The sequence below is a fragment of the Mycobacterium neglectum genome, from assembly GCF_002591975.1.
Taxonomy (GTDB): Bacteria; Actinomycetota; Actinomycetes; order Mycobacteriales; family Mycobacteriaceae; genus Mycobacterium; species Mycobacterium neglectum.
This window is the reverse complement of record NZ_NVQE01000002.1, coordinates 21372-46665: the sequence shown is the minus strand read 5'-3', so window position 1 is coordinate 46665 and position 25294 is coordinate 21372. Positions and strand designations below refer to the sequence as shown.

Below are 25294 nucleotides of genomic sequence, written 5' to 3'. Positions count from 1 at the left end.
CAGCCGCTGACTAACCTAACCGCGACGGCGAGCCTTGATGATGTCGAGGCGCTCCTTGAGCAGTTCCTCGAGCTCGTCGACCGAGCGACGCTCCAGCAGCATGTCCCAGTGGGTACGCGGCGGCTTGGTCTTCTTCGGCTCCGGCGCGTCACCCTCGATCAGCGTGCCTTCCATGCCGTTGCGGCACAGCCACGTGTGGGGAATCTCGGCGTCGTCGGCGAACGGGACGTCGAACTCCTCGCCGTTGTCGGTCCGGTAGCGCGCAACCTGACGCGGCGCAAGATCGTGGTTGCGGTCGGTCTCGTAGCTCACAGCCCCGAGACGACTGCCCCTCAAGACGCGATCAGCCATGGTCCACACTCCTCAATCAATGCAAGTTGTCCGGAGAATCAACGCAGCGGTGCGGCACGCAGTTCCCGACTCGGCCACTGATGATACCGGGATTCCTGCCGCCGCCGGTTTACAGTCTGGTCCGTGGTCACCGTGTTATCGAACCGCCGACGTGCTCAACCGTGTCGTTGGTGCGGTCGTGAAGTCGCTGATGCCGGATTGGGCAGACGCAGACAGTACTGCAGACAGTCTTGCCGGCAGCGCGCTTATGAACAGCGCTCCATCGTCAGAGGCACCTCGGTGGCACCGGACGCCGTTGTGCTGACCGCTGACGAGGCCGCAGAGCTTGCAGATCGCGTTTACCAGGTCAGATGTGCCGCTGAGGACGTTTCCACCGCCGTGGACGAGGGAGCCGACGGCACGGAGTTACGGCAGCTGTGCGATGCGCTCATGCGCGCGGCCAAGGCGGCCGACGGCTGGCGCTAGCGATGAACCCCGGAGAGGGGCTGTTCGTCGTTACGATGACCTGCAACCCTCCCGACGGGACCCGCTGTGACCTTGTCAACACCTGAGTCTTCAGTCCCTCTGCCCACTTCGACCGGCGTGTGGCGGTTCGAGAACTTCGTGCTCGACACCCAGCGCTACGAATTGCGCGCCGACGGCAAGGTCATCCGAGTCGAGCCCCAAGTGTTCGACGTGCTGACCCAGCTGGTGAGCAACGCCCACCGGTTCGTATCGAAAGAGGAACTGTTCGATTCGGTGTGGGGCGGGCGCTTCGTCACCGAGGCAGCGTTGACCAGCCGCATCAAGGCCGCCCGCCGTGCCCTGGGCGACGATGGTGAATTGCAGCGGTTCATCAGGACCGTCCGTGGCCGTGGCTACCAGTTCGTGGCCACCCTCACCGCGGACGCGCCACCCCCGCCAATCCCACCGCCTTCGGAGGCCGTGGTGGTCGACGAGCCACCGCCGCCGCGCCAGCACATCGCGTTCTGCAGGGCCGCCGACGGCGTACGGCTTGCCTACGCAGTGGCAGGGGAGGGCTCGCCCCTCGTGCGGGCGGCGAACTGGATGACCCACCTCGGGTACGACATCGAAAGCCCGGTGTGGAAACACTGGGTGCGCGACCTGTCGGAGAACCGCCGGTTCATACGCTATGACGAGCGGGGCTGTGGGTTATCCGATTGGGATGCAACAGATTTCACCTTCGAAGACTGGGTGGCCGACCTAGAGTCGGTTGTCGAGGCCCTTGGCTTGGAACGCTTTCCACTGCTCGGCGTTTCGCAGGGCGGCGCCGTCGCGGTTGCTTATGCGGCCCGTCACCCCGAACGGGTCAGCCGCCTGGTGCTGTGCAGTGCGTATGCGCGTGGACGGGCGGTGCGGGCGTCTGGGGAGGACGAAAAGCGGGCCGCGGCGCTGGACCTCGAACTCGCCCGAGTCGGTTGGGGCCGGGACGATCCGGCGTTCCGGCAGGTTTTCGCCGCGCAGTTCCTGCCCGACGGCACCCGCTCCGACTGGGCCGCGTTCGACCAACTGCAGCGGCGCACCACCTCGCCGGAGAACGCAGTGCGTTTCCTCGAGGAGTTCGGTCGCATCGATGTCCGTGAACTGGCGCGAGACGTCTCGTGCCCGACCCTGATCATGCACTCACGTGACGATCACCGGGTTCCGCTGCGCTTTGGCGAGGAATTGGCTTCGCTGATACCGGATTCCCGTTTGGTGGCGCTCTCCAGTAACAACCATCTGTTGACCGCATCCGAGCCGGCGTGGCAGGTGTTTCGCGCCGAGATCGACGAATTTCTGGCGTTGTGAATCGGGCGCCGCAGATATCTCCACGCAATCTCCATACATTCTTCATGTAACGCCGGATCCGGACATTCATGCTGGTCACATGAAGAAACTCACTCGCACCCTGTTCGTGGGTATCAGCGCGTTGCTCGCGCTTGGCACCCTTGCCGCCTGCTCGGGCGGATCATCAAACGAAGCGTCCTCGTCACCCGAGGCGCCGGGCACCACGACCACCGCATCCAACTCCTTCCCCCAGTCGGCTCGCTACATCGCCGACATGACAGCGGCCGACGGCAAGACAATGACGATCGGAATCTCCGTTGATGGAGACGAGGTTGCGGCGTACGCCTGCAACGGGACCGACGACGAAGCCTGGTTCTTCGGCAACCAGACCGACGGTTCGATCGACATCAAGTCGCGATTCCGCGACACCCTGCAAGCGGAGTTCGATGGCGGGAACGTCGACGGCGATCTGAACATGAACGGTGTGGCATATCAATTCACGGCAGCACCGGTGACGGGCGATGCGGGGATGTACACCGCTGAGCTGGACGGTACGCGAGCATCCTGGGTGGTCCGCGAGAACGGCTCGGCTGTTGGCGTGCAATTCCGCAATAACAACGACGATGACATCAACGTCTTCGAGCTGAACGAGGCGCGGTTCCGCGCCGAGGTGCGCAACAGGCGGCTGCTCCAGCAGGCGCAGCAGATCGAGCGCCTGCAAAACGGCAGCATGAGCTCAAAGATCGATGGTCAGGATGTGACACCGACGCTGGTCACCGGAGATTTTCGGCTCGGTTGACAGGTCAAAACCCTTGCTATCCAACGGCCCTGCCGATGTGATCCGTCACATCGGCAGGGCCAATCGCTTTGGCCGACGGTCCCAGCACGTGGTGTTCGGCTGAACCATTGCGCTACTATCTGCGTATGAATGCAGATATGCAGGTCTGCGCTCGCCGACTCGCCGATGACCAGGCCGACCTTGTCGTCGAGGTGTTCAGGATGCTGGCCGATGCAACCCGCGTGCAGCTGCTCTGGGCGTTGGCGGACCGCGAGATGTCAGTCAACGACCTCGCATCTCGGGTCGCCAAGCCGGCGCCTTCTGTGTCACAGCACCTCGCAAAGCTCCGGATGGCGCACCTGGTTCGCACCCGCCGTGAGGGCACACAGGTCTTCTACCGGCTCGAAAACGATCACGTACGCCAATTGGTCACCGATGCGGTGCACAACGCCGAACATGCGACGGGTGGCGTACCCGCCCACCATTTGGATGCGGGCGAGCTTCGCGTGCTGCACGACAAGGGCGTGGGGTAGTGGGCGTCGGCCATCATTCGCACGACCACGGTGACCGCATCGACGCCGAACTGCGCGACAGCGCCGCAGGCATTCGCGCGGTCAAGATCAGTCTGGTCGTGCTCGGCGTCACCGCGGCGGCGCAGCTGGTCGTCGTCGCCGTCTCGAGTTCGGTGGCGCTGTTCGCCGACACTGTGCACAACTTCTCCGACGCCCTGACCGCAGTGCCGCTGTGGGTCGCGTTCGCGATGAGCCGACGGGCCGCAACCCGGCGCTATACCTATGGATTCGGTCGTGTCGAAGATCTGGCGGGCCTGTTCGTGGTGACGGCCATCGCAGTCTCCGCGCTTGTTGCCGCCGTCGAGGCCGTGCGCAGGCTCATCAATCCGGTGCCGTTGAGCCATCTGAGCTGGGTGATCGCGGCTGGACTCATCGGGTTTGTCGGCAATGAAGTGGTTGCGGTGTACCGGATCCGAGTCGGGCGCCGGATCGGGTCGGCCGCTCTGCGCGCCGACGGAATGCATGCTCGCGCAGACGGTTTGACCTCGTTGGCAGTGGTCGCGGGCGCGCTCGGCGTGGGAATGGGGTTCCCACTGGCAGACCCGATAGTCGGATTGGTGATCGCCGGTGCCATCGGCATCGTGCTGGTCGTCGCGGCGCGGGATGTGTTCGGCAGGCTGTTGGACCGCATCGATCCCGAATATCTGGACACCGCGCGCTCCGTGCTGTCGAGCCAGCCCGGCGTCCGTGCAGTCCGGCGGCTCAGAATGCGGTGGGTCGGGCACCGACTCGAGGCCGACACCGAACTCGATGTCGATCCGACGTTGAGCCTGGCCGACGCCCATGCCGTCGCCCACACCGCCGAACATGAACTGGCGCACGCAATTCCGAAACTAAGCTCGGTGGTCGTGCACGCATATCCGGCCCACGACCATCTGATCAGCAGCTGAACTTCTCGCCAATCTGCGGCGGAGCGGTGACTTGCTGCAGGCAGCCGAACGGTTCGATGCCCGCATCGCTGAAGCGAGCCGCCGTATTGTTCGCGCGGTTGGCGCAGAACAGGCCGACGGCATCGACGCGGCACTGATAGTCGCCGAAGCCCAGCGCCCGCCCGTAGGGCAGTTCCGGACCCGTGCCCGCGGTGAACCGGCCGGGGTCACCGTGCACGGAACCGACGGTGACACTCTTGCCGTCGAAGTCCACCCAGCCGCCCTTCCACTCGCCGTACGCGTCCGCAGGCCGCGGCGGCGGGTCGGTGAGCTCGACCAGACACGCCAGCGCACCGTCGCTGTATTTCGAATCGGTCATGCAGTTGGTCTTGCCCGAGGGAGTGATGAACGCGATGTCCTCGCCGAGATCCGTGGTCACCCCGTCTCGAGTAGCGACGTGATACTCCGCGGCGTCGACGGTGTCGCCTGCCTCGATCCAGGCGATGACGTCGGCCATTGACGCTCCCGGGCTGGGAGGCGTGGTCGGCACTGCCGTCGTCGGGGTGGCGGTCGACGACGGTCTACTGGTGTTGGGTGGTATCGGGGTGATCCGCTCGGCCCCGTCATCCGTCGACGACGAACACCCTGCTACCAGCATCAAGATCGCGATCAGCCCGGCGACTCGCATACCGGCCAGGCTAGCGGGCCGACTCGCCGATCCCGTCCAGGCGCGGCGGCGCATGGCATTCGCTACCGTCGGGTGATGCACGAACACACGGTCCGCGCGACCGTCGCCTCCGGCACCGTAGAGGGCTTCACCCGCGACGGGGTGAATCGTTGGCGCGCGATCCCATACGCCCGTCCACCGGTGGGTCAGTTGCGCCTGCGCGCACCCCAGCCCGTCGAGGCCTGGCCAGGCGTGCGGTACTGCCACGGGGTCGGCTACTGCTCGCCGCAGCAGCGCATGTACACGATGCTCGCTCCCGGCAGATACCAACCGATGAGCGAGGACTGCCTGACGCTCAATGTCGTGGCCCCCACCTCGCCGCCCGAGGACTCGATGCCGGTCATGGTCTTCATCCATGGCGGCGGTTATTTCATGGGCAGCTCGGCCACGCCGATCTATGACGGTGCAGCCCTGGCGCGCCAGGGCTGCGTCTATGTGTCGGTGAACTACCGGCTGGGTGCGCTTGGCTGTCTTGACCTGTCCTCGCTGTCCAACAGTGAGCACACCTTCGACGACAACCTCTACCTGCGCGACCTGGTGATGGCGCTTCGTTGGGTTCGCGAGAACATCGCGGTCTTCGGTGGCGACCCGGACAAGGTGACGATCTTCGGCGAGAGTGCCGGCGCACACGCGGTCGCAACGCTGCTGGCAGTTCCAGCTGCCAAAGGTCTTTTCGCCCAGGCTATTTCCGAGAGTCCGGCCGCCGGGATGGTGCGCACGCCGGAAATCGCGGCGGACTACGCCACCAAGTTCGCCGAACTCGTCGAGACCGGCCAGGCCACCGGCGCCGCAGCCGTGATGGCGGCGCGGCCGACGGAACTGGTGACGGCATTCGAACGGCTCATCGTCGCGGGCCAGCGCGAAATGCTCGGTGCGTTCGCGGCGGGTCCCACCAGCGGAACCGAATATCTGCCGCTGGACCCGGTCGAGGCGATGCGTGACGGGCACACCCACCAGGTACCGCTCATCGTGGGCACCAATGCCGAGGAGGCCAAGTTGTTCGGCCGGTTCCTCAAACTGCTACCGATGACGGAGCCGATGATTGAGCGGCTGCTCTCGACAACGGAACCCGCTGAGCGCGAACGCATCACCTCCGCTTACCCGGGTTACCCCGACTCGGCGGCGTGCATCCAGTTCGGCAGCGACTTCGCGTTCGGGTCGGCGGCGTGGCAGATCGCCGAGGCCCACAGCCGGCACGCGCCGACCTACCTGTACCGCTACGACTACGCACCTCGGACGTTGCGCTGGTCGGGGCTGGGCGCCACGCACGCCACCGAGTTACTTGCGGTGTTCGACGTCTACCGAACGAATTTTGGAAGGCTGCTCACCGCGGCGGCGGATCGCAAGACGGCCCTGCGCGTCAGCGACGATGTGCAGTCTCGGTGGCGAGCCTTTGCCGAGTCGGGGCTACCCGGTGCGGACTGGCCCGCATATTCCGACCCCGAGCGGGCGGTACGAGTTTTCGACAGCCGGCCGCGTGTCGAATTCGATCCGCACGCCGACCGCCGCCAGGCGTGGGAGGGCTTCACACTGGCCGGCCGCTGAATCCGTCCCCGCGCACGCGACGAGCGATAGGGCCTGCGTGCCGGAAATCGCTGCGCATCCTGCCAACGATGTGGTTGCGTGACTCCCGTGACTTACCCCCTGGATCCGCTTAGCAGCGACGAGTTCACGGCGGTCGCGTCGATCCTGCAACGCGAGCACGGTGTCGGCGTCGGAGCCGAAGGGTCGGCGACATCCGGCCTGGGCTGGCGGTACGCGTCGATCGAATTGATCGAACCCGGCAAGGCCGAATTGCGCGAGTTCGACGGCGGGGGAGCATCGCCGCCGCGACGTGCGCGGGTGACGTGCTTTGAGCGGGCCGCCAATGCGACGTACAAGAGCACGGTGTCATTGACCGACGACCGAGTGGAGTCGTTCGAGCACATCCCGGGGGTGCAGGCAAACTTCACGGTCGACGAATTCGCCGAGTGCGACCGACTGTTGCGCTCACACCCGGACGTCGTGGCCGCACTGAGCAAGCGCGGCATCACCGACATCGATCTCGTGTACTTCGACACCTGGACCTACGGCAACGCGGTCGCGCCCCCGGAATACCGCGACCGGCGGATCGGCTGGTCGGACACCTGGATGAGGGACTCGGCCGGTGGCAGTCCCTATGCGAATCTGATCAGCGGGCTGCATTGCGTCATCGACCTCAATGCCATGGAACTGCTCCGTGTCGAAGACAACAGTGGGGTCGAGAAGCCCGACGTGATGGGCGAATACGTGCCGAGCATGATTCCGGAGGCTATCCGGTCGGCATCGCGTAGGGAGCCGCTGAAACCGCTGCACATCGAGCAGCCCGAGGGGCCGTCGTTCACCCTCGACGGCAACCTGCTGCGATGGCAGAACTGGTCGCTTCGGGTCGGATTCAACCACCGCGAGGGGATGACGCTGCATACCGTCAGTTACCGCGACGGTGACCGGGAACGGTCTGTGGCACACCGGATATCGCTTGCCGAAATGATCGTGCCCTACCGCGACTCGTCGGAGGACCACTACCGGCGCACCGCCTTCGACATCGGCGAATGGGGTCTGGGATTCATGACCACGTCGCTGGAATTGGGCTGCGACTGCCTCGGCGAGATCCGCTACCTCGACGCGGTGCTGCACAACAGCAAGGGCGAGCCCTACACCATCACCAACGCGGTCTGTATCCACGAAGAGGACAACGCCGTGCTCTGGAAGCACGTCGACCATGACATCGGCGCCGAGGTGCGCCGGATGCGCAGGCTGACGATCTCGTCGCACGTGACCGTCGCCAACTACGAATACCTGATCTATTGGCGGCTCTACCAGGACGGCAACATCGAGTGCGAGATCCGGGCGACCGGAATCATGGTGACCACGCCGGTGGCTCCCGGACAGCCGCACCCCAACGGCACCCTGGTCGACGAACGTACCTACGCGCCTTACCACCAGCACTTCCTTGTTGCCCGGCTCGACATGGACATCGACGGCACCGACAACACGGTCTGCATGACCGAATCGCACGCCGAACCGATGGGGCCGGAAAATCCGTACGGCCTATCGCTGGTGACCCGTACCCATCCGTTGCGCACAGAGAGCCAGGGCAAGCAGGACGTCAACTATGCGACGCAACGCACCTGGAAGATCGTCAACCCCAACGTCGTCAATGGGCTGGGTACGCACCCGTCGTACAAGCTGGTGCCCAGCGGGGCGATTCCACCCATGTTCGATCCGGACTCACCGGTGCTCGAGCGGGCCAGCGTCATCGGCCATACCCTGTGGGTGACGCCGAATCATCCCGACGAGCGTTGGCCCGCCGGCGAATTCGTCAATCAGTCCTCGACAGACACCGGTCTGGCGAAATGGACGCTGGCCAATCGGTCCATCGACAACACCGACGTCGTGATGTGGTACGTGTTTGGCATCCACCACATCACCCGGCCAGAGGACTGGCCGGTGATGCCCGTCGACATCGTGTCCTTCTGGCTCAAGCCGTTCGGATTCTTCGACCGCAACCCGTCCCTGGACGTCGCCGGAACGCCGCCTGACATGTGCCACACCACGTCGACCAGTGCGCACCACTGACGTCGTTGAGCGGCCGTCGGACCTGACGGCCGCGTGGTTGACCTCTGCACTCGGCACCACGGTCACGGATTTCGCGTTCGAGCGCATCGGCACCGGACAGATGAGCGAGTGCTATCGCGTCGAGTTGACGCGTCCCTCTGATGGGGCCGGGCCGTCGTCGGTCGTACTGAAAGTCGCGGCGACCGATCCGGCGAGCAGGCAGACCGGTTTGGCGCTCGGACTCTACGAGCGCGAGGTGCGCTTCTACACCGATGTCGCATCCCACCTCGGCGGCGGCCCGGTGGCCACGTGCTATTCGGCAGGCTTCGACTCCGACACGGGTGCCTTTCATCTCCTGCTCGACGACGCTGCGCCGGCCGTCGTCGGCGACGAATTGCGCGGTGCGACAATCGAAGAAGCCATGCTGGCGCTGGCAGAACTGGCCCGACTGCACGCGCCTGCGTTCGGCGACACATCGATGGCGCAGGCGGACTGGCTCAACCGCGACGCGCCGATCAACCAGGGCCTGATCGCGGCGCTGTATGCCGGATTCATCGACCGATACAGCAACCAGATCGCCCCCGAGCATCGTGCAGTCTGCGAGCGCCTCGTCGCCAGTTTTGATGCTTATCTGGAAGCCGAGGGTGCGCACGACCGGATCAAGGGACTCGTCCACGGCGATTACCGGCTGGACAACATGCTTTTCGGCCGTCCGCAAGCAGACCGGGCGTTGACGGTGGTCGACTGGCAGACCGTCACGTGGGGTCCGGCCATGACCGACGTCGCCTACTTCCTCGGCTGCGCGCTGCCCACCGAACTTCGTCGCGAGAATTACGACGCCTTGCTGCGGACGTACCACGAAGCGCTCGGGTCCGCCGCCGGAATCAGCCTCGACGAGGTCCGCGACGGCGTGCGACGGCAGAGCTTCTTCGGCGTGATGATGGCGATCGTGAGCTCGATGCTCGTCGAGCGCACCGATCGCGGTGATGAGATGTTCATGACGATGCTGGCTCGGCACGGCGATCACGTGCTCGACACCGGGGCGCTGGATGCTCTGCCGGACCCCTCGAAAAGCACTGTCGCTGAACCGCTCACAGTCAATCCCGCCGATGAGCAGGCGCACACCGCAGGTGACGAGCCGCTGTGGAGCGAAAGCTGGTATTTCGACTTCGCCGACCCACAGCAGGGAATCGGCGGATGGGTGCGGCTGGGTCTGATGCCCAACGAGAACACCACCTGGGTCAACGCGCTTCTGTGCGGACCTGACATGCCGACCATCGCACTGCTGGATTTCGACGGCACCGGCGAGATCGAGCTCACCCTGGACGCGACAGCACCGCTGCAGACCTACGCGGTGACGGTGCGGGGGAGCGGTCAGGCATACGACGACCCGGCGGCGCTGCTGCACGGGCAACCGGGCAGGCCGGTCGAGGCGACGATGGAGTTGGTCTGGACTACGACCGGTGTCCCGTACCAGTACCGAATCACCCCTCGATACGAGATCCCGTGCACGGTGTCGGGCATCGTCACCATCGACGGCCACGAGTACACGCTGAACGGCGTGCCCGGTCAGCGCGATCACTCCTGGGGCGTGCGCGACTGGTGGTCGATGGATTGGGTGTGGAGCGCCCTGCATCTCGACGACGGCACCCACGCCCACGGCGTCGATATCCGGATACCCGGCGCACCGCCCATCGGTATCGGCTACACGCAGCGCGCCGGCGAGGCACTGGTCGAACTGCAGGGCGTGACGGCGCAATCCACGTTCGCCGAGGACGATCTGCCGGCCTCGTCCACGATCACCTACAACCCGGGTGGACTCGTCGCGACCATCGACATCCGTGGGCACGCACCGGTCCTGCTGACATCACCCGACGGCCGAATCAGTCACTTCCCACGAGCGTGGGCGTCGGTCACCACCGCCGACGGCCGCACCGGCGTTGGCTGGGTGGAATGGAACCGCAACAACCCCTAAGTTCGCGCACGCTCAGCGCGGCGCGTACATGATCACGCCGACCCCGACCAGCGCCACCACGGCGCCCGTCACATCCCAACGGTCGGGCCGGAAGCCGTCGGCGACCATGCCCCACAACAGTGAGCCGGCGATGAAGACGCCGCCGTAGGCCGCCAGGACCCGCCCGAAGTGCGGATCGGGTTGAAATGCAGCGACGAACCCGTATGCACCCAAAAAGATCACGCCGGCACCGATCCACGCCAGACCCCTGTGCTCACGGACGCCTTGCCAGACCAGCCACGCTCCGCCGATCTCCAGCAGCGCGGCCAACACGAACAAGGCGATCGACTTCAGCACCGTCACGATCGTCAGCCGCTCAATCGGGCGCTGTCGTCGTCGAGGTCGTCTCGGCTCAGGCCCATCGGGGTCGCCGCGGGGACATCACCGGCGGCCACCACCTTGCGGGTCGTGGGCGTCAGACTGCGGAAGAGCGCCTCCACCTCGTCGTCGTCGAGCGCATCCAGCGCACCGAGCGCCAATGCATCGGTGGTGTCCTCGATGCGCTGTTTGAGTTCCTGTCCCGCCGAACTGAGTCCGTCGCCATCGAGCAGGCCTCGACGGACCAGCCGGTCGCGATAGTGCGCCCATTGCTCGTCGTCGTAGTCGCGGCTGCGCATGATCATCTGCTTGGGCACCCGGTTCGCCGCGGCGTGCAGGACGTTGCACTCGCGACCGGAGACTCCCACACTCGACAGCACCGCCACATGTCCGTCGCCGCGATGTTCGCGCAGCAGCGTGACGGCATGCCACAGCTTGGCCACCGGCTCCTCAGGCCAGTCCAACGCCAGGTTTGCGGCGAACAGCGGACGCCCGTCCAGCGCAGCGCTTCGGGCAGCTTTGGCGGCCAGCTCCGCGGCCGTTCCCAGATCGTCGCCATCACCGACGCCGTAGCGGCGAAGCGCTTCCACCGCCGATTGCTCGCGAGCTCGCAGGGCGTCGGCCGGCGACGCGATCTCCCACGCCGCCGGTAACGCCTTAGCGACACGGTGGGGGGCGAAGTTGTAGAACGCCGCGGCAACCACTTCCGCCGGCACCACACCGAACGGCGCCGAGCGGGCGGCGAAGTAACCCATCCAGAAACCTCGATATCCGAGCCCGTCGAGGGCGGCACGGGCCTCGGGCGCGAAATAGGTGACGGCGTGAATCGGTTCGAGCCGATCGAAGAAGCGCCGTGCCAGTCTGGGTTGCCTATCCATGCCCCCAGTTAACCACTACGGCTCCAGCGGTCCTGAGGGTGAAAACTCTTCAGTCACAGCGGATGCCGCTTCGTCGATGATCGCGCGCATGGCACGTTCGGCGGCCGCCTCGTCACGCAGCCTGATGGCACGCGCCACCTCGTCGTGCAATGCGATGGCGGCCGGGTTGGGTACCTCGGGCATCATGCCGTGATGGGTGCGTCCGGTGAGCACCTCGGCGACCACACCGTTCAAGGCGCGGAACATCTCGTTGCCACTTGCCTCGAGCATTGTCTGGTGGAAAATCTTGTCGGCCAGCAAGTAGGCGTCAAGGTCGGCCGACCGCCCATGCACCACCATGTCCGATACGGCGGCCGCCATGATCCTGCACTGATGGGGATCGGCTCGACGCGCCGCGAGTGCCGCGGCGGCGGGCTCGAAGCCTCGCCGCAGCTCCGACAGAGACAGCAGCTGTGCGGCCCGGTCGCCCGATTCAAGTCGCCACCGAATCACGATGGGGTCGAAGACGTTCCATTTGTCCGCAGGCAGGATCGTGATGCCCACCCGACGTCGCGATTCGACCATGCCCATGGATTCGAGGACCCGGACGGCTTCGCGGACGACGCTTCGCGACACACCGTGCTGCGCGCTCACCCCGTCGAGCGTGATCACCTGGCCCGCCGAGTACTCCCCGGACACGATCGCGGTGCCCAGGGCGGTGAGAAGACCACCATGCAGAGCGCCGACGATTGGTTGGGAGACCACTTATACATCTTGTCATAGGATTTGCTGGACGCATTAAAACCATATGATTCCGAAAGATACTTGTAATCGTATGACTATTGAGGCATGCTGTGTGACGTCAAGCACAACTGGGTAGGTGGGATAGATGGCGTCACCAATCGTGGCGATGGGCGTCTCGGGGTCAGGTAAATCGACGGTCGGAGCGGCACTGGCCCAGCGGCTCCGAGTGCCGTTCGCCGACGCCGACGACTTTCATCCGCCGGCCAACATCGCAAAAATGACCGCGGGCGAAGCGCTCAACGACGACGACCGCTTTCCCTGGCTGGAAGCGATCGGGGAGTGGCTGGCCGAGCGCTGCGGCACCGGCGGTGTGATGAGTTGCTCGGCGCTGAAGCGCAGATACCGCGATCAGCTTCGCCGCCATTGTCCCGATGTCGAGTTCCTCCATCTCAGTGGCACGCCGGAGGTCATCGCCAAACGGCAGGCCAGCCGCCCGGGCCATTTCATGCCCGCGTCACTGCTGGCCTCTCAGTTCGAGACGCTCGAAACACTCGGCGATGACGAGCGCGGTATCGCCATCGATGTCGACCAGAACATCGATTCCATTGTCGAAACCTATGTCGCTTCAACCGAACAGGAGTCCTAGTGGAAGCAATCGAACCGGCATACGGCGTCACAACGCTGCTGCTGATCGCGGTCGTGGCAGTCGCCGTCCTGCTGTTCTTGATCATGAAGGTCAAGCTGCATGCGTTCGTGGCGCTCGTACTGGTAAGTGTGCTGACCGCACTGGCCGCGGGCATTCCAGTCGGCGACGTCCCCGATGCGCTCTCCTTCGGCTTCTCGAACACAATCGGGTCGGTGGCACTATTGGTCGGCTTCGGCGTGATGATTGGCCGACTCCTCGAGATAACCGGCGGCGCACAGATTCTCGCCGACACGCTGATCAGCAGGTTCGGTGAGAAGCGCGCTCCGCTTGCACTTGGTATCGCCGCGTTGATCTTCGGCTTCCCGATCTTCTTCGATGCCGGTCTTGTGGTCTTCCTGCCGATCATCATGACTGTCGCGCGGCGCTTCGGCGGCTCGCTTCTGTTGTACGCGTTCCCAGCCGCCGGCGCATTCGCCGCCATGCACGCGATAGTGCCACCCCACCCCGGACCGGTCGCCGCCGCGGAGGCGCTCGAAGCCAACATCGGACTGACGCTGCTTGTCGGCGCGCCCATTGCCGTCGTGTCTTGGTACATCGGCGCCTATCTCGTCTCCCAGTTCATCGGACACCGCGTACACGTTGACATCCCCGAGGCATTGTTCGGTCCAATGAATGGTGGCCGCGACAAGGTCACCGATCCCGACGTCTCCGGCGGCGGCGTTGCACCCACCGGAGACGGTGGCGACGGGCACACCGCGACACAGGCACCGACCCGAACGGCTCCGGCCTTCGCTACCGTGCTCGGCATCTTGCTGCTGCCGTTCTTCTTGATCTCGTTCAACACCGTGCTCAAGACGCTGACGACCGCAGGCGTCATCGAAGAGGGCGCGGCCTGGGCCGACTACCTGATGCTGCTCGGCAATACCTCGGTCGCGTTGCTCATCACTGTGCTCGTGGCCACGCTCGTACTGGGATTGCGGGGCAGGTCGATGGCCGACGTCAGCGACATCTTCGACAACGCGCTCGGCCCGATCTGCACGGTCATCCTCATCACCGGCGCCGGCGGCATGTTCGGAGGCGTGCTGCGATTGAGCGGTATCGGAGATGCGCTGAGCAGCTCGCTTTCGAACCTCGGAATGTCCCTGATACTCCAGGCATTCATCATCGCCACGTTGCTACGCGTCGCACAGGGCTCCGCGACCGTCGCGATCACGACGACTGCCGGCCTGCTTGGCGCCGCGGCCGCCGAAGCGAGCCTGAGCAGTTTTCATCTGACGCTCTTGGTGGTCGCCATCGCGGCGGGCGCAACCGTGCTCTCGCACGTCAACGACTCGGGTTTCTGGCTGGTGAGTCGCTTCTTCGGGATGGACGTGAAGACGACGCTGAAGACGTGGACCGTGATGGAGACGACGCTGGGCCTCACCGCATTCGTGATAGCCCTGGCCCTGTGGGTCGTAACCTGATCGGCTCCCGCGTCAGCCCTTGACGACCTGAGTGCCGCCAGCGAGTTCGTCGTGCTTGCCCTGCTTGGTGGGGCTGCCATTGATGGTTACCGCGATGATGATGATCGCGACGACTCCAAGCAGCCCACCGATGAACGGGATGATCGGCAGCAGCGTCCACGAGTTGCGGATCGCCGATTGCGCAGGCGTCGGTTTGGGCGCACCGGCCGGACCGTGGACGCTCAGGCCCAGCAGCTTTTTGCCGGGCGTCGATCCCATGGAGACCTCGAAGGCCACGAAGTAGACGAAGGTCAGCACGCCGGTGAACAGGCCCGTCGCCCAGAAGTTCGACAACGTGTCGGTGAGGAAGATCAGCGCGTAGCTGACGATGGCGACCAAGATGCCGTCGATGACCCGGGCAAGCCAGCGCCACAGCAATCCGCCGGGCTGCTGACCTCCGACAGGGGGATAGGCGCCGTGCTCACCGTATTGACCCGGCTGGGGGTTGTACTCGGGGGTTGTCATCGTGCACTCCTCGCGTCCGCTGCGCGGAAGGCGAATCCAACCGCGGGGATGGTGGAGTCAATGTACAACCGAATCTGACGGAACGCGCCTGTTCAGCCCACGATGATCATGAACTCAGGCGCTTGCGCTCCTGCTTGATCTGCTTGCGCGCCTGCCTGACCTGCCTACGTCCCTGAGAGCGCGCCGAGTCGGCGAGATCTGTTGCGCGATCACGTGCGGTTTCGGCCAATTCCGGTGCCCGCTCGCGGGCGACATCGGCCCATTCCCAGCCGCGATCACGGGCGACGTCGGCGATCTCGGCGCTGCGTTTACGTGCCAGCTCGGCGAACTCGGGTCCCCGTTCGCGGGCGACATCGGCGATCTCGGCGCTGCGTTTACGTGCCAGCTCGGCGAACTCGGGTCCCCGTTCGCGGGCAACATGCGCGAATTCACGCCCACGTTCGGCGCCGACCTGCAGGCCGTGACCTACCTTTTCGGCGAGCTGGCTGTCGGCAAGAGCCCCACCGGTCGCGGCGCCGACCGGCAGCGCCGCGGTGACCGCGTCGGACACCTTGTGGGCGGCGTGACGTCCGCGCCACCCCAGCGACGGCTTGCCCTCGGTGTCGACGGCGGCGATGATGAGGCCACCGATGAGGCTGATGTCGGTGAGGAAGGCGCGACGTTCGTCGGCCTTGCGTTGTGGATCAGTCTCGTTCCAGAAAGTATGTCCGCCCAGGCTTCCCGGCACCACGCTGAGAGCTAGCGCCGCCGAAGCCAACCGCGGCAGCTTTCCGCTGGCAAGTAGCAGGCCGCCGCCGATCTGCACCGCCGCGTTGACGCGTGCCACGGTCTCGGCATTCGACGGAATGTTGGTGCCGACCGGATCGGGCAACTTGCTCAGGCCCTCGAGCGTGGGGCGGGCCGCATCGGCGGCGGGTTTTGGGCTGCGTAGGGCATCGACGCCGCGGGCGATGAAGGCCGCTGACAACATCGGTCGGGCGACACGTCGGATCAACATGGACCAGGTGTTCCCCGGCCAGTGGGGACGCAAACGTCAGTACGAGGTGTCGCGCGAGTCTCGATCCCGTAGCGGCAACGCGTACCAGAACGTGACGAGTGCCAGCAGCGTGCACCCGCCGGCGATCCAGGCGCCTGGCCTGCCGATCACGCTGTCGAAGATGACCACGGCGACACCGGCGAGGGCGGCGCCAAGCAACATGATCCCGACCGTCGCGTACTTGTGGGAGATGGCCACCAACGTCTTGAGTCTGTGCCGCCGGAACAGCACGCGGTGCATGCTGACCGGAGCGACCAACAACACCGTCGCCCCGATCGAACAACCGACCGTGACGAGATAGACCATGCGCATGACGCCGTCCAGGGCGCCGAACCGTGGCTGGAAAGGCAGGATGAGTAGGAAACCGGTGAGCAACTGGACGCCGGTCTGCGCGACCCGCAACTCCTGCAGCAGACTCGACCAGTTTCGGTCCAGCCGTTGAGCTTCCGTCTCGTCGCGGTCGTCGTCCCAACGCCTTTCGGCCTCAGGGTGTTCGCTGGCCACAGCGCATTCTCCCACCACAACCAGCAAGCTGTGCCTGATTAAAGGTTATGCGGCGCGGTAGCGCAGCGGGGATGCGATTCGCGACCAGATCACAAGCCTTCGCCTGTGTGGATCGGCCCGCTGCGCGCTCCGAATGCATCGGCGTAGCGTCGGTTGCGTGGCTCTCGTCGCGGGTATCGATTCATCCACCCAGTCCTGCAAGGTCGTCATTTGCGACGCGGACACCGGCGCGGTCGTGCGGTCGGCGAGCTCGCCGCACCCGGACGGCACCGAAATCGATCCGCAGCAGTGGTGGACGGCGCTGCAATCCGCCGCCGCCGCCGCGGGCGGACTCGATGACGTGGCAGCGGTCTCCGTCGGCGCGCAGCAGCACGGCATGGTGTGTCTCGACAGCGCTGGCGCAGTCGTGCGAGATGCACTGCTGTGGAACGACACTCGATCGAGCGCAGCCGCCGATGCGCTCGTCGCCGAATTGGGTGCGCTCCAATGGGCAAAGCGCATCGGCGTGGTGCCTGTCGCCGCGATCACGGCGGCCAAACTGCGTTGGCTCGCCGATCACGAACCCGCGCACGCCGATGCGACGGCTGCGGTGTGCCTACCGCACGACTGGTTGACCTGGCGGCTGAGCGGTTCCGACGACATCGCCGATCTGCGCACCGACCGAAGCGATGCCAGCGGAACCGGCTATTACTCGTCGGCGTCCGACAGCTATCAACTCGATCTGCTCGAAATGGCGATGCGGGGCCGGCGGCCCGAAGTTCCTACCGTCCTGGGTCCTTCGCAGGCAGCCGGATCCATGCCGACGGGTGCGGTTCTCGGGCCGGGCGCCGGGGACAACGCGGGGGCGGCACTCGGATTGGGTGCGGGCCCGGGTGATTGCGTCGTCTCGCTCGGCACCTCAGGGGTCGTGAGCGCGGTCGGTGACGTTGCGCCGCACGACCCCGACGGCATCGTGGCCGGTTTCGCGGATGCCACCGGACGGCAACTGCCGCTTGTCTGCACGCTCAACGGAGCCCCGGTGCTTGCAGCCGTCGCCACGATGCTCGGCGTGGACTTCGACGAGCTGGACCGGTTGGCGATGTCCGCTCAGGCCGGCGCCGAGGGGCTCACGCTGATTCCGTACTTCGAAGGTGAACGGTCGCCCAACCTGCCGGAGGCGGCGGGCGCGCTGCAGGGCGTGACCACTCGAAACCTCAATGCCGCCAACATTGCCCGCGCGGCCGTCGAGGGACTGCTCAGTTCAATGGCCTACTGCATCGACCGGATCACCGCGCACGGGGTCGAGGTCAACCGCATCATCCTGGTGGGCGGGGGAGCGCGGTCGGAGGCGGTTCGGCATATCGCGCCCGCGCTCTGGGGCGCACCCGTGCATGTGCCGACGCCTGCGGAGTACGTCGCTTTGGGTGCCGCCCGGCAGGCCGCGTGGGCACTCACCCAGAGTGCTTCGCCTGCGGCATGGTCGTTTGGAATCACCACGACGTACACGGCGGACCCCACGCCGCACGTGCTCGAGCAATACCGCGCCGCAGAGCCGCTGACGCTCGGCCGATGAATTTCGCATGGGAACACCTCGCAGATGGTGTTGCTCGGCTCGCGAGACATGTGACGTACTCCGACCCTCAAGTGTGATGTGGGTCATTGCCGGACCACGCCTAGTTAGGTCACCCTTACCGTTCGCTTTGCTTACGAACGGCTGGAGATGCCATGAGGGCCGACCTCGAATTCGCCTATGACCTGACACGCGACGAGGCGCGACGGCGCAGCGCCGTGCTCGAGGCGCTCGGCGACGACTGGAACCCGACCGCGGTGCTCGCCGAGGAGCAGCGGGCCGAAGAAATGCTGTATGCCGATCTCGACGACGAACAGCAACGGATCTTCGACGACCTGGTGGAAGCGGGCGTCCTGCCGGGTCGGGTGGTGCATCGTGCTGCCGATTGATCCGACTGCCGACCGGTCACGACGCGCCTGGCTGCCTTGCCCGTGTTGCGACCACGCCGCCAAATGCGACGACTGCCACCAACGCAAGAACTGCGCCACGCACTGGCAGTACCTGCTGAGCAATGAGGGCATGGTGGTCCACCTGCAGTGCTCCGACTGCGGTCATCTGTGGTCGACCGACACGCGCCGACGTTCACGACGGCAGCGCCGCGCGGCCTGAGCACCTAGTCGTCCGGCTAGGGGCGAGGCCATCGCGGACGCGGCAGCCCCGCTCCAGGCGGAGGTCGCATTCGATCCAGAACCGCCCTCAGTGGTGGCCATTCGGCCCTACCGCGGCGGGTCACGGCGTATGCGGTCAGAACGGCTTCTGGCTGCGAGAGGGGTAGCACCTTGACGCCGTTGCTCGTCGGTCGTCCCATGGGCAAGAGGCCGACGCCAAACCCGGCGACGATCAGGTCCTCGACGAGGTCGAGGCTGTCGATCTCGTGCGCGATGCGAGGTGCGAATCCTGCGAGTGAGGCCAACGTCCGAACGGCGGTTTCGTCAGCGGTATTGCGGGAGTTGACAATCCACGTCTGTTCCGCATACGCAGCGATGTCGGCCGGGCCGTCGGGAAAGCTCGAAGGAACGGCCAGCCCCCACGTGATCGACCAGAGTGGCTCCGTCTGAAGCACCTGGTTGGGCGACGCGGGGGCCAGGTTGTAGTCGTAGGTGAGCGCCAGGTCGAGGTCGTCGTCGGTCAACAACGCGAACGCCTCGATGGGCTCGTACTCGCTGATCACCAGGCGGACCTCTGGATATTGTTCGGCGAGATCGGCCACGATCGGCAAGAGCGACACCCGGATGCCGGTGGCGAAGCCGCCGACGCGCACTGTTCCCGACGGTTCGGCGTCCGGGTCCAGGTCCAGACGCGCACTGTCGATGGCGGCGAGAATTGTGACCGCGTGGTCGGCCAGGCGAACGCCCGCTGGGGTGAGCCGAACCCGACGACCGTCGGGTTCGATCAGTTGCGCACCGGCTTCCTTTGCGAGCGCGGCGATCTGCTGCGACACCGTGGACGTTGTGAGGTGGTGCGCATCGGCCACCGCGCGCATCGAGCCCAGGCGCGAAAGCGAGAGCAGAAGTTGGAGCCGCCGGGTGTCCACAACGGCAATTGTTCACGATTTATGAACAAATATTCTCAGATCCCGCGGGCCTCTCAAGCAATGCCCGGACCTGAAGCGTCAGCCGCCGAATATCGGGAATTGTGACCACCAATCGCCACTCGTAAGTGACGACTCCATCGAGGGGCAGTACATCGTGATCGCGATAATGGTGAACAACGCCCGCGTTCGTTTAGCCGACACCGACGTTGTTCAGGACGTCGCGATCAATGTACTTCTCAACACCTGCGGAAAGCTTGAAGCCGACATGGCACCTCCACCGGTAGAAGCGCTATGTTCGGGCTATGTCCCGGCTATGTCCGCGCCATGCAAGAAGGTGCTCGGACGGCTCAAAATTGTTGGCAGCAAGGCGAATCAACCCAGAAGAGCAAAATGCGGCACGCGAGCGACGGGGGGTTCCGCTCGCGTGCCGCCTCGCTGAGGTGGCTCAGACGAGTCACCTCCTTGGCTGCACCGCCGCCCCTCAGAATCGATTGGGGGGAGTCTTCGGGGCATTGGTTGCAGCATTGTGAACATAGGCCCGGTCGTTAAGAGCGACCTGTCGGCTACGTGTGTTTTTCCTGTGTACCGGCTGCATCGGTAGCCTGCGAAAAGTGGCACTGCCGCCACTCTCTCGGATGACGTACATAACACGTTCAAAGCGTGCCCACCCCTGACGCGTAGCCGAGAAGGCATTTGCGGCAACTGACGCAGTCCGCTGGCGCCGCACGCGAATATCCTGGCGCCCAACGGGACACAGCTCACACCTAGGGTCACCATCGAGAAGTCCAATATTTTGCTCCTAGCATTCGGGTTGGCGAACGACGCCACACGAAAAAGGAGCTGACGGAATGGATTTCAAACGAACGGTGGGTGCAGCTGTACTGGCTGGGGGCATCGCGATTGCTGGGGTACTGGGTGTCGGACTCGGGTCTGCGGTTGCGCAACCCGGTGGCTGCGGGACGCCTAACTCGCCGTCTTGTGGACCCAATCGACCTGGAGGGCCCAACCAACCTGGACACAATCAGCCGGGAGCCGGCCCCAACTGGCAGGCAAGGGGCATCGACCACGGTCGTCAGGATCATCAACCATTCAACTGGAATGGCCGGCAGGTCACACCGATGCCGGCTGGGAACGGTCAAGCGTGGGGATTTTGGTTTCTCGGACAATGGATTCCGCTGTGATGTCGCTGGGCAGCGGCGGCCGGGGGACCTGAAATCGTTCACGATTGATGAACGGTATGTCCAAGAAAATCATGTGGACGTGAACGGTACGGGTCCCGTTCAATGCAGGAGTGACCACGAACCAGGCGCGCACCGGAGCCTTCATGGCATTGGGCTCGATGCTCTGCGTTCAGCTGGGCCTCGCGATCGCGGTGACGTTGATCGACCGAATCGGTGTCGAAGGCGCGGCGTGGCTGCGATTGGCGTGGGCCGGAATTCTACTGCTGCTCATTGTGCGACCGAAGCGCTCGGCGTTCACCCGGTCCAGCTTCTTGATGTGTGTCGTGCTCGGCGTGGTCACCGCGGCGGTCACGCTGCTGTTCATGGCCGCGCTGGACCGCATCCCGTTGGGCACCGCGAGCGCCATTGAGTTCCTCGGACCGCTTTGCGTCGCGGTGGCACATGGCAAGGGCAGGCAGCGGTTCGTCTGGCCGGGCCTGGCTGCGGTCGGTGTCGTGCTGCTCACCCAGCCGTGGGCGGGCGTCATCGATGCGGTCGGCGTCATGTTCGCGCTGGGGGCCGCCGCGTGCTGGGCCACCTACATCCTGCTGACCCAGCGCGTCGGTGATCAGGTTGCGGGCATCAACGGCCTCGCGGTGTCGATGCCCGTTGCCGGACTGGTCGCCACCGTCACGGTCGGCCCCGCGGTGTTCGACCGGATGACTCCCGAGATCCTGCTGATCGGCATTGGCCTAGCGATCCTGCTTCCTGTCGTGCCGTTCGCGCTCGAGCTGCTGGCATTGCGGAGGCTGACCACTGCCGCGTTCGGGACGCTGATGGCGCTCGAGCCCGCGTTCGCGATGGTGGTCGGCCTCATCGTCCTGCACCAGGAGCCAGGCAGTGTAGGGGTCGTCGGGATCTGTCTCGTGGTGGCCGCAGGGATCGGCGCGGCCCGCAGCGGGACCCGCACGCCAGCGCCAGTACCCGCCGAGGTGAACTCCTAGCTACGCTCGGTGGATGGCTAGCGGATTCTACGGGTCGCCGATCGTCGGACTCATGAACAAACTCTTCGTCGCTCTCATCGATGCACCGGTCGTTGGAGGTGTGGTCCGCAAAGCCATGATCAACGTCCGATACGTGGGGCGCCGTTCAGGCAGAACGATCGAGACACCGATCGGCTATCGGCGCACCGGCGACGGGATCGTCATCAACGTCATGTCGCCGGACAAGAAGACGTGGTGGCGCAACTTTCTCGGCGACGGCGGCGAGATCACCCTGGTGAAATTCGATGGCTCAGATCGCACCGGCCACGCCGTGGCCAACCGCGACGCCGCCGGCCGCGTGTCAGTAGCCGTCAAGCTCTAGTCAGCCCTCGAACCTCTTGCGTCGCAGCAACGTTCCCGCCGCCAGCAGAATCAGGCTGATCACCAGGATCGCGGTCGCCAGCACATTGATCTGGGGCGGCACCGCGGCCTTGACGGCGGCGTTCACATAGAGCGGGTAGGTCACCGCCGATCCGCTGACGAAGTAGGTGATGATGAAGTCATCCAGCGACAGGGCGAACGACAGCATCGCCGCCGCGACGATGCCCGGAATGATCAGCGGCAGCGTTACTTTGAAGAACGTGCGCAACGGACTGGCGCCGAGGTCCAACGACGCGTCTTCCAGCGTCCAGTCGAACCCTCGCACCCGGGCCCGCACGGTCATCGCGATGAAGCTGACCTCAAAGGCGATGTGGGCAATCAGGATGGTCGTATAACCCGCGGCCCACCCGAGGTCGAGAAACAGCGTCAGCAACGCCGCACCCATCACGACTTCCGGTGCGGTGAGCGGAATGATGAGGAAGGTGTCGACGGCGCTCTTACCCCGCCAGCGTTGCCGAACCAGGGCGATCGCCACCAGGGTGCCGAGCACCAGCGCGATCGCCGTGGAGACGGCAGCGACGTTGAGGCTCAACACCAGCGCCTCGGTAAGCGGCGGGTACTTGAAGGGGTCCGCCCAGTTCTCCAGTGTGAAGCCCTGCCACGTGTAGTTGAACTTGCCCGCGGGCTTGTTGAACGAGAACAGAACGATGACGAATATCGGCACGAAGAGGTAGAGCAGCACCAACCCGGCGGCGGCGCGCAGTAGGAGATCACCCCACCGGGGAAAGCCCTTGACCGTCTTGGCCGGTTTCGGACTGGTGGCGGACTCCATGGCGGCGACGGTCATACCAGGTCCTCCGTGCCAAGTGCCCGGGTGTACAGCAGCACCCCGTTCAGGATGATGAGCATCAACATGAGGCTCAGAGCCGCCGCGGCGGGGTAATCCTTGACCACGAGGAACTGCTTTTGGATGACGTTTCCGATCATCGTGGTCTGCGTACTCCCCAAATAGTCGGCGTTGATGAAGTCGCCGATTGCGGGGATGAACGTCAGCAGGCTTCCTGCGAGGACACCGGGCATTGACAGCGGCAGAATGACTTTCGTGAAGCTGCGAACGTTCGACGAGTACAGATCCTTCGACGCCTCGATCAACCGCGGGTCGATCTTCTCGAGGCTCACGTACAGCGGCAGGATCATGAAGATGATCCAGTTGTAGGTGAGGCCCCCGATCACTGCCCAACTCGTCGAAAGCAGCCTGCCCTCGTCGGGCAGCATTCCGATGGTTCCCAACGCTTGGACCACCCAACCCTCGTCGGCCAGGATCGTCTTCCACGCGATGGTGCGAATCAAGAACGTGACGAAAAACGGAAGAATCACCAGCCCGAGGATCAGGTTCTTGTATCGGCCCGCCTTGAAAGCGATGACGTAAGCCAACGGAAACGCCAGCAGCAGACACAGGATGGTGGCGACGAATGCGTAGCCGAGGGAACGCAGGATTTGATCGCGGTACAAGCTGAACGCGTCGGAATAGTTGGCGAAGTTCCAGCCAAACGTCAGCTCCGGCATGTACACCGAACCGCCGGAGGACGACAGCGACGTCCGCGCCAGTGTGAAGAACGGCACCACGAAAAAGATTCCGAGGTACACGAGCGCCGGCAGGACCATCAGATACGGAGCGATCTTGCTCCGCTGCCGACTGCTGCTGGCTACACCTGCCATCCGGTCAGCCGCCGGTGACTGCTGCGTACAAGGTGTTGTATTCCAAAGTCTGCTCGTCGGACAGCGCCGCCCAGCCCTTCGACTTCGCCAGGATCTCCGGCGACGGATTGATCAGCGGATTGCTCGCCGAGGCCGGATCGATCTTCTCCAATTCCTCGGTCATGTCGGAGAGCACCGGGACGTACTGCACGAAGGAGACCAGCTTGGCGTAGTTGGCCCGGTCGTAGATGTAGTTGATCCACGCCTCGGCGGCACTCTGGTTCTTCGTGGTGTAGGGGATGACCATGGTGTCGACGAAGGTCGTCGCCCCTGACTCCGGAACCACGAATTGCAGGTCCGGATTGTCCGCCTGCAGCTGTACGACGTCGCCCGAATAGGCCTGCGCGACAGCGATGTTGCCCGCCGCAAGATCGTCGGCGTAATCGTTGCCCGTGAAGCGCCTGATCTGACCCTTGTCCTTCTGCTCACGGACCAGATCGACTGCCTGCTGCACACTCTCGGTGCTGGGGTCCTCGGGAGAATTGCCCTGGTTCAGCATGATCATTCCGAGCCCGTCCTGCGCATCGGAGAACAGGCTGACGCGGCCCTTGAACGCCGGATCCCACAGATCCTCGATCCTTGTGATGTCACGGCCCGTGGCCGCGCGGTTGTAGGCCAGCCCGACGAGACCGGACATGTACGGCGCGCTGAACTTGCGCTCGGGATCGACGCTGGCTTCGAGCAGGTCGGGCCTCAGATTCTTCTTGTTGGACCAGCCGGCATCGCTGATGTCGTTGAGCCAGCCGAGTTGGTGCAACCGCACCGCCATGAACGTGGTCGGCACTGCCAGATCGGCGCCGATGTCCTGCTTGCGTGACAACGGTTCCTTGTTCTTGGCGAACCACTGCTCGTTGTCGTTGAAGTCTTCCTTGTAGTCCACCGTGATGCCGGACGCGGTCTGGAAGGCGGCCACGAAGCCATCGGCCATGTACAGCGGCCAGTTCGAGACCCGCAGTGTGCCGCTCGCCGGACCACCGTCCTGCGCGGACGTTTCGCCGGACCCGCCGCCGTCCGAACTACATGCGGCGAGGAAGGACGGACCGAGTGCCAGCGCAGCCGCCGCGGCGGCACCACCGCCGATGAACCGGCGACGGGATGTTCGGTTGGCGGCGAGGCGGGCGGCCAGTTCGAGATCGATGTTCTTGGAGGACATGGCGACTGTGCCTTTCGTCGGTGTAAAACAGGGGACAGGCGTTCAGGGAC

The 25294-nt window shown here is 64.8% G+C and carries 27 protein-coding genes; 15 read left to right on the top strand and 12 right to left on the bottom strand.

What is annotated here, in order from left to right; all coding sequences use genetic code 11:
- Nucleotides 1–15 precede the first annotated feature (15 nt).
- Nucleotides 16–351, bottom strand: a complete 336-nt coding sequence (locus tag CSQ99_RS02185) for an RNA polymerase-binding protein RbpA (RefSeq protein ID WP_006245254.1) — start codon at nucleotides 349–351, stop codon at nucleotides 16–18.
- Nucleotides 352–483: 132 nt separating this feature from the next.
- Between CSQ99_RS02185 and CSQ99_RS31145 the strand changes: the two genes are divergently transcribed.
- The 5 genes from CSQ99_RS31145 (at nucleotide 484) to CSQ99_RS02160 (ending at nucleotide 4358) form a co-directional block, all read left to right on the top strand.
- Nucleotides 484–816, top strand: coding sequence for a hypothetical protein (locus tag CSQ99_RS31145; RefSeq protein WP_425437763.1), 333 nt, complete (start codon nucleotides 484–486; stop codon nucleotides 814–816).
- 117 nt (nucleotides 817–933) lie between these two features.
- Nucleotides 934–2139: an alpha/beta hydrolase gene (locus tag CSQ99_RS02175; protein WP_099037409.1), complete on the top strand. Its 1206-nt coding sequence runs from the start codon at nucleotides 934–936 to the stop codon at nucleotides 2137–2139.
- Nucleotides 2140–2218: 79 nt separating this feature from the next.
- Nucleotides 2219–2917, top strand: a complete 699-nt coding sequence (locus CSQ99_RS02170; RefSeq protein WP_099037408.1) for a hypothetical protein — start codon at nucleotides 2219–2221, stop codon at nucleotides 2915–2917.
- 137 nt (nucleotides 2918–3054) lie between these two features.
- Complete coding sequence (locus CSQ99_RS02165) at nucleotides 3055–3429, top strand: ArsR/SmtB family transcription factor (RefSeq protein WP_176560844.1); 375 nt, start codon at nucleotides 3055–3057, stop codon at nucleotides 3427–3429.
- Nucleotides 3429–4358 carry a cation diffusion facilitator family transporter gene (locus CSQ99_RS02160; protein WP_099037406.1) on the top strand — a complete coding sequence of 310 codons (930 nt, stop codon included), beginning with the start codon at nucleotides 3429–3431 and terminating at the stop codon, nucleotides 4356–4358. Before CSQ99_RS02165 ends, CSQ99_RS02160 begins: the two co-directional genes overlap by 1 nt.
- Here the strand turns inward: CSQ99_RS02160 and CSQ99_RS02155 are convergent.
- Entirely contained in the window at nucleotides 4348–5025 is a 678-nt protein-coding gene (locus tag CSQ99_RS02155) for a hypothetical protein (protein ID WP_099037405.1), read from the bottom strand. The two genes, CSQ99_RS02160 and CSQ99_RS02155, sit on opposite strands and share 11 nt — an antisense overlap.
- Nucleotides 5026–5100: 75 nt before the next feature.
- On the opposite strand from CSQ99_RS02155, the gene CSQ99_RS02150 reads away from it, so the two are divergent.
- From CSQ99_RS02150 to CSQ99_RS02140, 3 genes are all read left to right on the top strand, one after another.
- On the top strand, nucleotides 5101–6609 hold the full coding sequence (locus tag CSQ99_RS02150) for a carboxylesterase/lipase family protein (protein ID WP_099037404.1): 1509 nt from the start codon (nucleotides 5101–5103) through the stop codon (nucleotides 6607–6609).
- An 87-nt stretch (nucleotides 6610–6696) separates the two neighbouring features.
- Nucleotides 6697–8661, top strand: a complete 1965-nt coding sequence (locus CSQ99_RS02145) for a primary-amine oxidase (protein WP_099037601.1) — start codon at nucleotides 6697–6699, stop codon at nucleotides 8659–8661.
- On the top strand, nucleotides 8648–10615 hold the full coding sequence (locus tag CSQ99_RS02140; protein WP_099037403.1) for a DUF7064 domain-containing protein: 1968 nt from the start codon (nucleotides 8648–8650) through the stop codon (nucleotides 10613–10615). The genes CSQ99_RS02145 and CSQ99_RS02140 overlap by 14 nt, the downstream gene beginning before the upstream one ends.
- Before the next feature lie 12 nt (nucleotides 10616–10627).
- Here CSQ99_RS02140 and CSQ99_RS02135 read toward each other — a convergent pair whose 3' ends face one another.
- The 3 genes from CSQ99_RS02135 to CSQ99_RS02125 are packed head-to-tail and all read right to left on the bottom strand — an operon-like array spanning nucleotide 10628 to nucleotide 12594.
- Nucleotides 10628–10957: a YnfA family protein gene (locus CSQ99_RS02135; RefSeq protein ID WP_245908634.1), complete on the bottom strand. Its 330-nt coding sequence runs from the start codon at nucleotides 10955–10957 to the stop codon at nucleotides 10628–10630.
- A 5-nt stretch (nucleotides 10958–10962) separates the two neighbouring features.
- Nucleotides 10963–11850 (bottom strand): SCO6745 family protein, encoded by an 888-nt coding sequence (locus CSQ99_RS02130; RefSeq protein ID WP_099037401.1) that lies wholly within the window; start codon nucleotides 11848–11850, stop codon nucleotides 10963–10965.
- A gap of 15 nt (nucleotides 11851–11865) precedes the next feature.
- On the bottom strand, nucleotides 11866–12594 hold the full coding sequence (locus tag CSQ99_RS02125) for a FadR/GntR family transcriptional regulator (RefSeq protein WP_099037400.1): 729 nt from the start codon (nucleotides 12592–12594) through the stop codon (nucleotides 11866–11868).
- A gap of 124 nt (nucleotides 12595–12718) precedes the next feature.
- Here CSQ99_RS02125 and CSQ99_RS02120 point away from each other — a divergent pair, with 124 nt between their 5' ends.
- Together CSQ99_RS02120 and CSQ99_RS02115 are read left to right on the top strand one after the other, a co-directional pair.
- Nucleotides 12719–13219: a gluconokinase gene (locus CSQ99_RS02120; protein ID WP_099037399.1), complete on the top strand. Its 501-nt coding sequence runs from the start codon at nucleotides 12719–12721 to the stop codon at nucleotides 13217–13219.
- Entirely contained in the window at nucleotides 13219–14682 is a 1464-nt protein-coding gene (locus tag CSQ99_RS02115) for a GntP family permease (RefSeq protein WP_099037398.1), read from the top strand. The genes CSQ99_RS02120 and CSQ99_RS02115 overlap by 1 nt, the downstream gene beginning before the upstream one ends.
- 12 nt (nucleotides 14683–14694) lie before the next feature.
- Here CSQ99_RS02115 and CSQ99_RS02110 read toward each other — a convergent pair whose 3' ends face one another.
- The 3 genes from CSQ99_RS02110 to CSQ99_RS02100 all read right to left on the bottom strand — a co-directional run bounded on the left by CSQ99_RS02110 (nucleotide 14695) and on the right by CSQ99_RS02100 (nucleotide 16726).
- Entirely contained in the window at nucleotides 14695–15186 is a 492-nt protein-coding gene (locus tag CSQ99_RS02110; RefSeq protein WP_099037397.1) for an RDD family protein, read from the bottom strand.
- Nucleotides 15187–15292: 106 nt separating this feature from the next.
- Nucleotides 15293–16183: a DoxX family protein gene (locus CSQ99_RS02105; protein ID WP_099037396.1), complete on the bottom strand. Its 891-nt coding sequence runs from the start codon at nucleotides 16181–16183 to the stop codon at nucleotides 15293–15295.
- 36 nt (nucleotides 16184–16219) lie between these two features.
- Complete coding sequence (locus tag CSQ99_RS02100) at nucleotides 16220–16726, bottom strand: DUF6328 family protein (protein WP_099037600.1); 507 nt, start codon at nucleotides 16724–16726, stop codon at nucleotides 16220–16222.
- A gap of 157 nt (nucleotides 16727–16883) precedes the next feature.
- Between CSQ99_RS02100 and CSQ99_RS02095 the strand changes: the two genes are divergently transcribed.
- The 3 genes from CSQ99_RS02095 to CSQ99_RS02085 all read left to right on the top strand — a co-directional run bounded on the left by CSQ99_RS02095 (nucleotide 16884) and on the right by CSQ99_RS02085 (nucleotide 18884).
- Entirely contained in the window at nucleotides 16884–18278 is a 1395-nt protein-coding gene (locus CSQ99_RS02095; RefSeq protein WP_176560833.1) for a xylulokinase, read from the top strand.
- 152 nt (nucleotides 18279–18430) lie between these two features.
- Entirely contained in the window at nucleotides 18431–18664 is a 234-nt protein-coding gene (locus CSQ99_RS02090) for a DUF6400 family protein (protein ID WP_099037394.1), read from the top strand.
- Nucleotides 18570–18884 (top strand): hypothetical protein, encoded by a 315-nt coding sequence (locus CSQ99_RS02085; protein ID WP_245908632.1) that lies wholly within the window; start codon nucleotides 18570–18572, stop codon nucleotides 18882–18884. The genes CSQ99_RS02090 and CSQ99_RS02085 overlap by 95 nt, the downstream gene beginning before the upstream one ends.
- Before the next feature lie 16 nt (nucleotides 18885–18900).
- Here the strand turns inward: CSQ99_RS02085 and CSQ99_RS02080 are convergent, their stop codons facing one another.
- Nucleotides 18901–19809, bottom strand: coding sequence for a LysR family transcriptional regulator (locus CSQ99_RS02080; protein WP_099037393.1), 909 nt, complete (start codon nucleotides 19807–19809; stop codon nucleotides 18901–18903).
- A 1291-nt stretch (nucleotides 19810–21100) separates the two neighbouring features.
- On the opposite strand from CSQ99_RS02080, the gene CSQ99_RS02070 reads away from it, so the two are divergent.
- Both CSQ99_RS02070 and CSQ99_RS02065 read left to right on the top strand, forming a co-directional pair.
- On the top strand, nucleotides 21101–21973 hold the full coding sequence (locus CSQ99_RS02070; protein ID WP_099037391.1) for an EamA family transporter: 873 nt from the start codon (nucleotides 21101–21103) through the stop codon (nucleotides 21971–21973).
- Between the two features lie 13 nt (nucleotides 21974–21986).
- Entirely contained in the window at nucleotides 21987–22334 is a 348-nt protein-coding gene (locus CSQ99_RS02065; protein WP_099037390.1) for a hypothetical protein, read from the top strand.
- Here the strand turns inward: CSQ99_RS02065 and CSQ99_RS02060 are convergent, their stop codons facing one another.
- Genes CSQ99_RS02060 through CSQ99_RS02050 form a run of 3 tightly spaced genes read right to left on the bottom strand, consistent with a single transcriptional unit; the run spans nucleotide 22335 to nucleotide 25244 of the window.
- Nucleotides 22335–23180 carry an ABC transporter permease gene (locus CSQ99_RS02060; protein ID WP_099037389.1) on the bottom strand — a complete coding sequence of 282 codons (846 nt, stop codon included), beginning with the start codon at nucleotides 23178–23180 and terminating at the stop codon, nucleotides 22335–22337. It abuts the gene before it with no gap.
- Entirely contained in the window at nucleotides 23177–24052 is an 876-nt protein-coding gene (locus CSQ99_RS02055) for an ABC transporter permease (protein ID WP_099037388.1), read from the bottom strand. Before CSQ99_RS02055 ends, CSQ99_RS02060 begins: the two co-directional genes overlap by 4 nt.
- 4 nt (nucleotides 24053–24056) lie before the next feature.
- Nucleotides 24057–25244, bottom strand: a complete 1188-nt coding sequence (locus CSQ99_RS02050; RefSeq protein WP_099037387.1) for a polyamine ABC transporter substrate-binding protein — start codon at nucleotides 25242–25244, stop codon at nucleotides 24057–24059.
- Between the last annotated feature and the right edge of the window lie 50 nt (nucleotides 25245–25294).

Bases quoted from the DNA above. Each gene is read 5' to 3' on its own strand.
- CSQ99_RS02185 (WP_006245254.1), bottom strand. From the start codon at position 351: ATGGCTGATCGCGTCTTGAGGGGCAGTCGTCTCGGGGCTGTGAGCTAC.
- CSQ99_RS02155 (WP_099037405.1), bottom strand. From the start codon at position 5,025: ATGCGAGTCGCCGGGCTGATCGCGATCTTGATGCTGGTAGCAGGGTGT.
- CSQ99_RS02165 (WP_176560844.1), top strand. From the start codon at position 3,055: ATGCAGGTCTGCGCTCGCCGACTCGCCGATGACCAGGCCGACCTTGTC.
- CSQ99_RS02065 (WP_099037390.1), top strand. From the start codon at position 21,987: ATGGCTAGCGGATTCTACGGGTCGCCGATCGTCGGACTCATGAACAAA.
- CSQ99_RS02090 (WP_099037394.1), top strand. From the start codon at position 18,431: ATGAGGGCCGACCTCGAATTCGCCTATGACCTGACACGCGACGAGGCG.
- CSQ99_RS02105 (WP_099037396.1), bottom strand. From the start codon at position 16,183: ATGTTGATCCGACGTGTCGCCCGACCGATGTTGTCAGCGGCCTTCATC.
- CSQ99_RS02120 (WP_099037399.1), top strand. From the start codon at position 12,719: ATGGCGTCACCAATCGTGGCGATGGGCGTCTCGGGGTCAGGTAAATCG.
- CSQ99_RS02085 (WP_245908632.1), top strand. From the start codon at position 18,570: ATGCCGATCTCGACGACGAACAGCAACGGATCTTCGACGACCTGGTGG.
- CSQ99_RS02060 (WP_099037389.1), bottom strand. From the start codon at position 23,180: ATGACCGTCGCCGCCATGGAGTCCGCCACCAGTCCGAAACCGGCCAAG.
- CSQ99_RS02110 (WP_099037397.1), bottom strand. From the start codon at position 15,186: ATGACAACCCCCGAGTACAACCCCCAGCCGGGTCAATACGGTGAGCAC.
- CSQ99_RS02130 (WP_099037401.1), bottom strand. From the start codon at position 11,850: ATGGATAGGCAACCCAGACTGGCACGGCGCTTCTTCGATCGGCTCGAA.
- CSQ99_RS02050 (WP_099037387.1), bottom strand. From the start codon at position 25,244: ATGTCCTCCAAGAACATCGATCTCGAACTGGCCGCCCGCCTCGCCGCC.
- CSQ99_RS02055 (WP_099037388.1), bottom strand. From the start codon at position 24,052: ATGGCAGGTGTAGCCAGCAGCAGTCGGCAGCGGAGCAAGATCGCTCCG.
- CSQ99_RS02150 (WP_099037404.1), top strand. From the start codon at position 5,101: ATGCACGAACACACGGTCCGCGCGACCGTCGCCTCCGGCACCGTAGAG.
- CSQ99_RS02170 (WP_099037408.1), top strand. From the start codon at position 2,219: ATGAAGAAACTCACTCGCACCCTGTTCGTGGGTATCAGCGCGTTGCTC.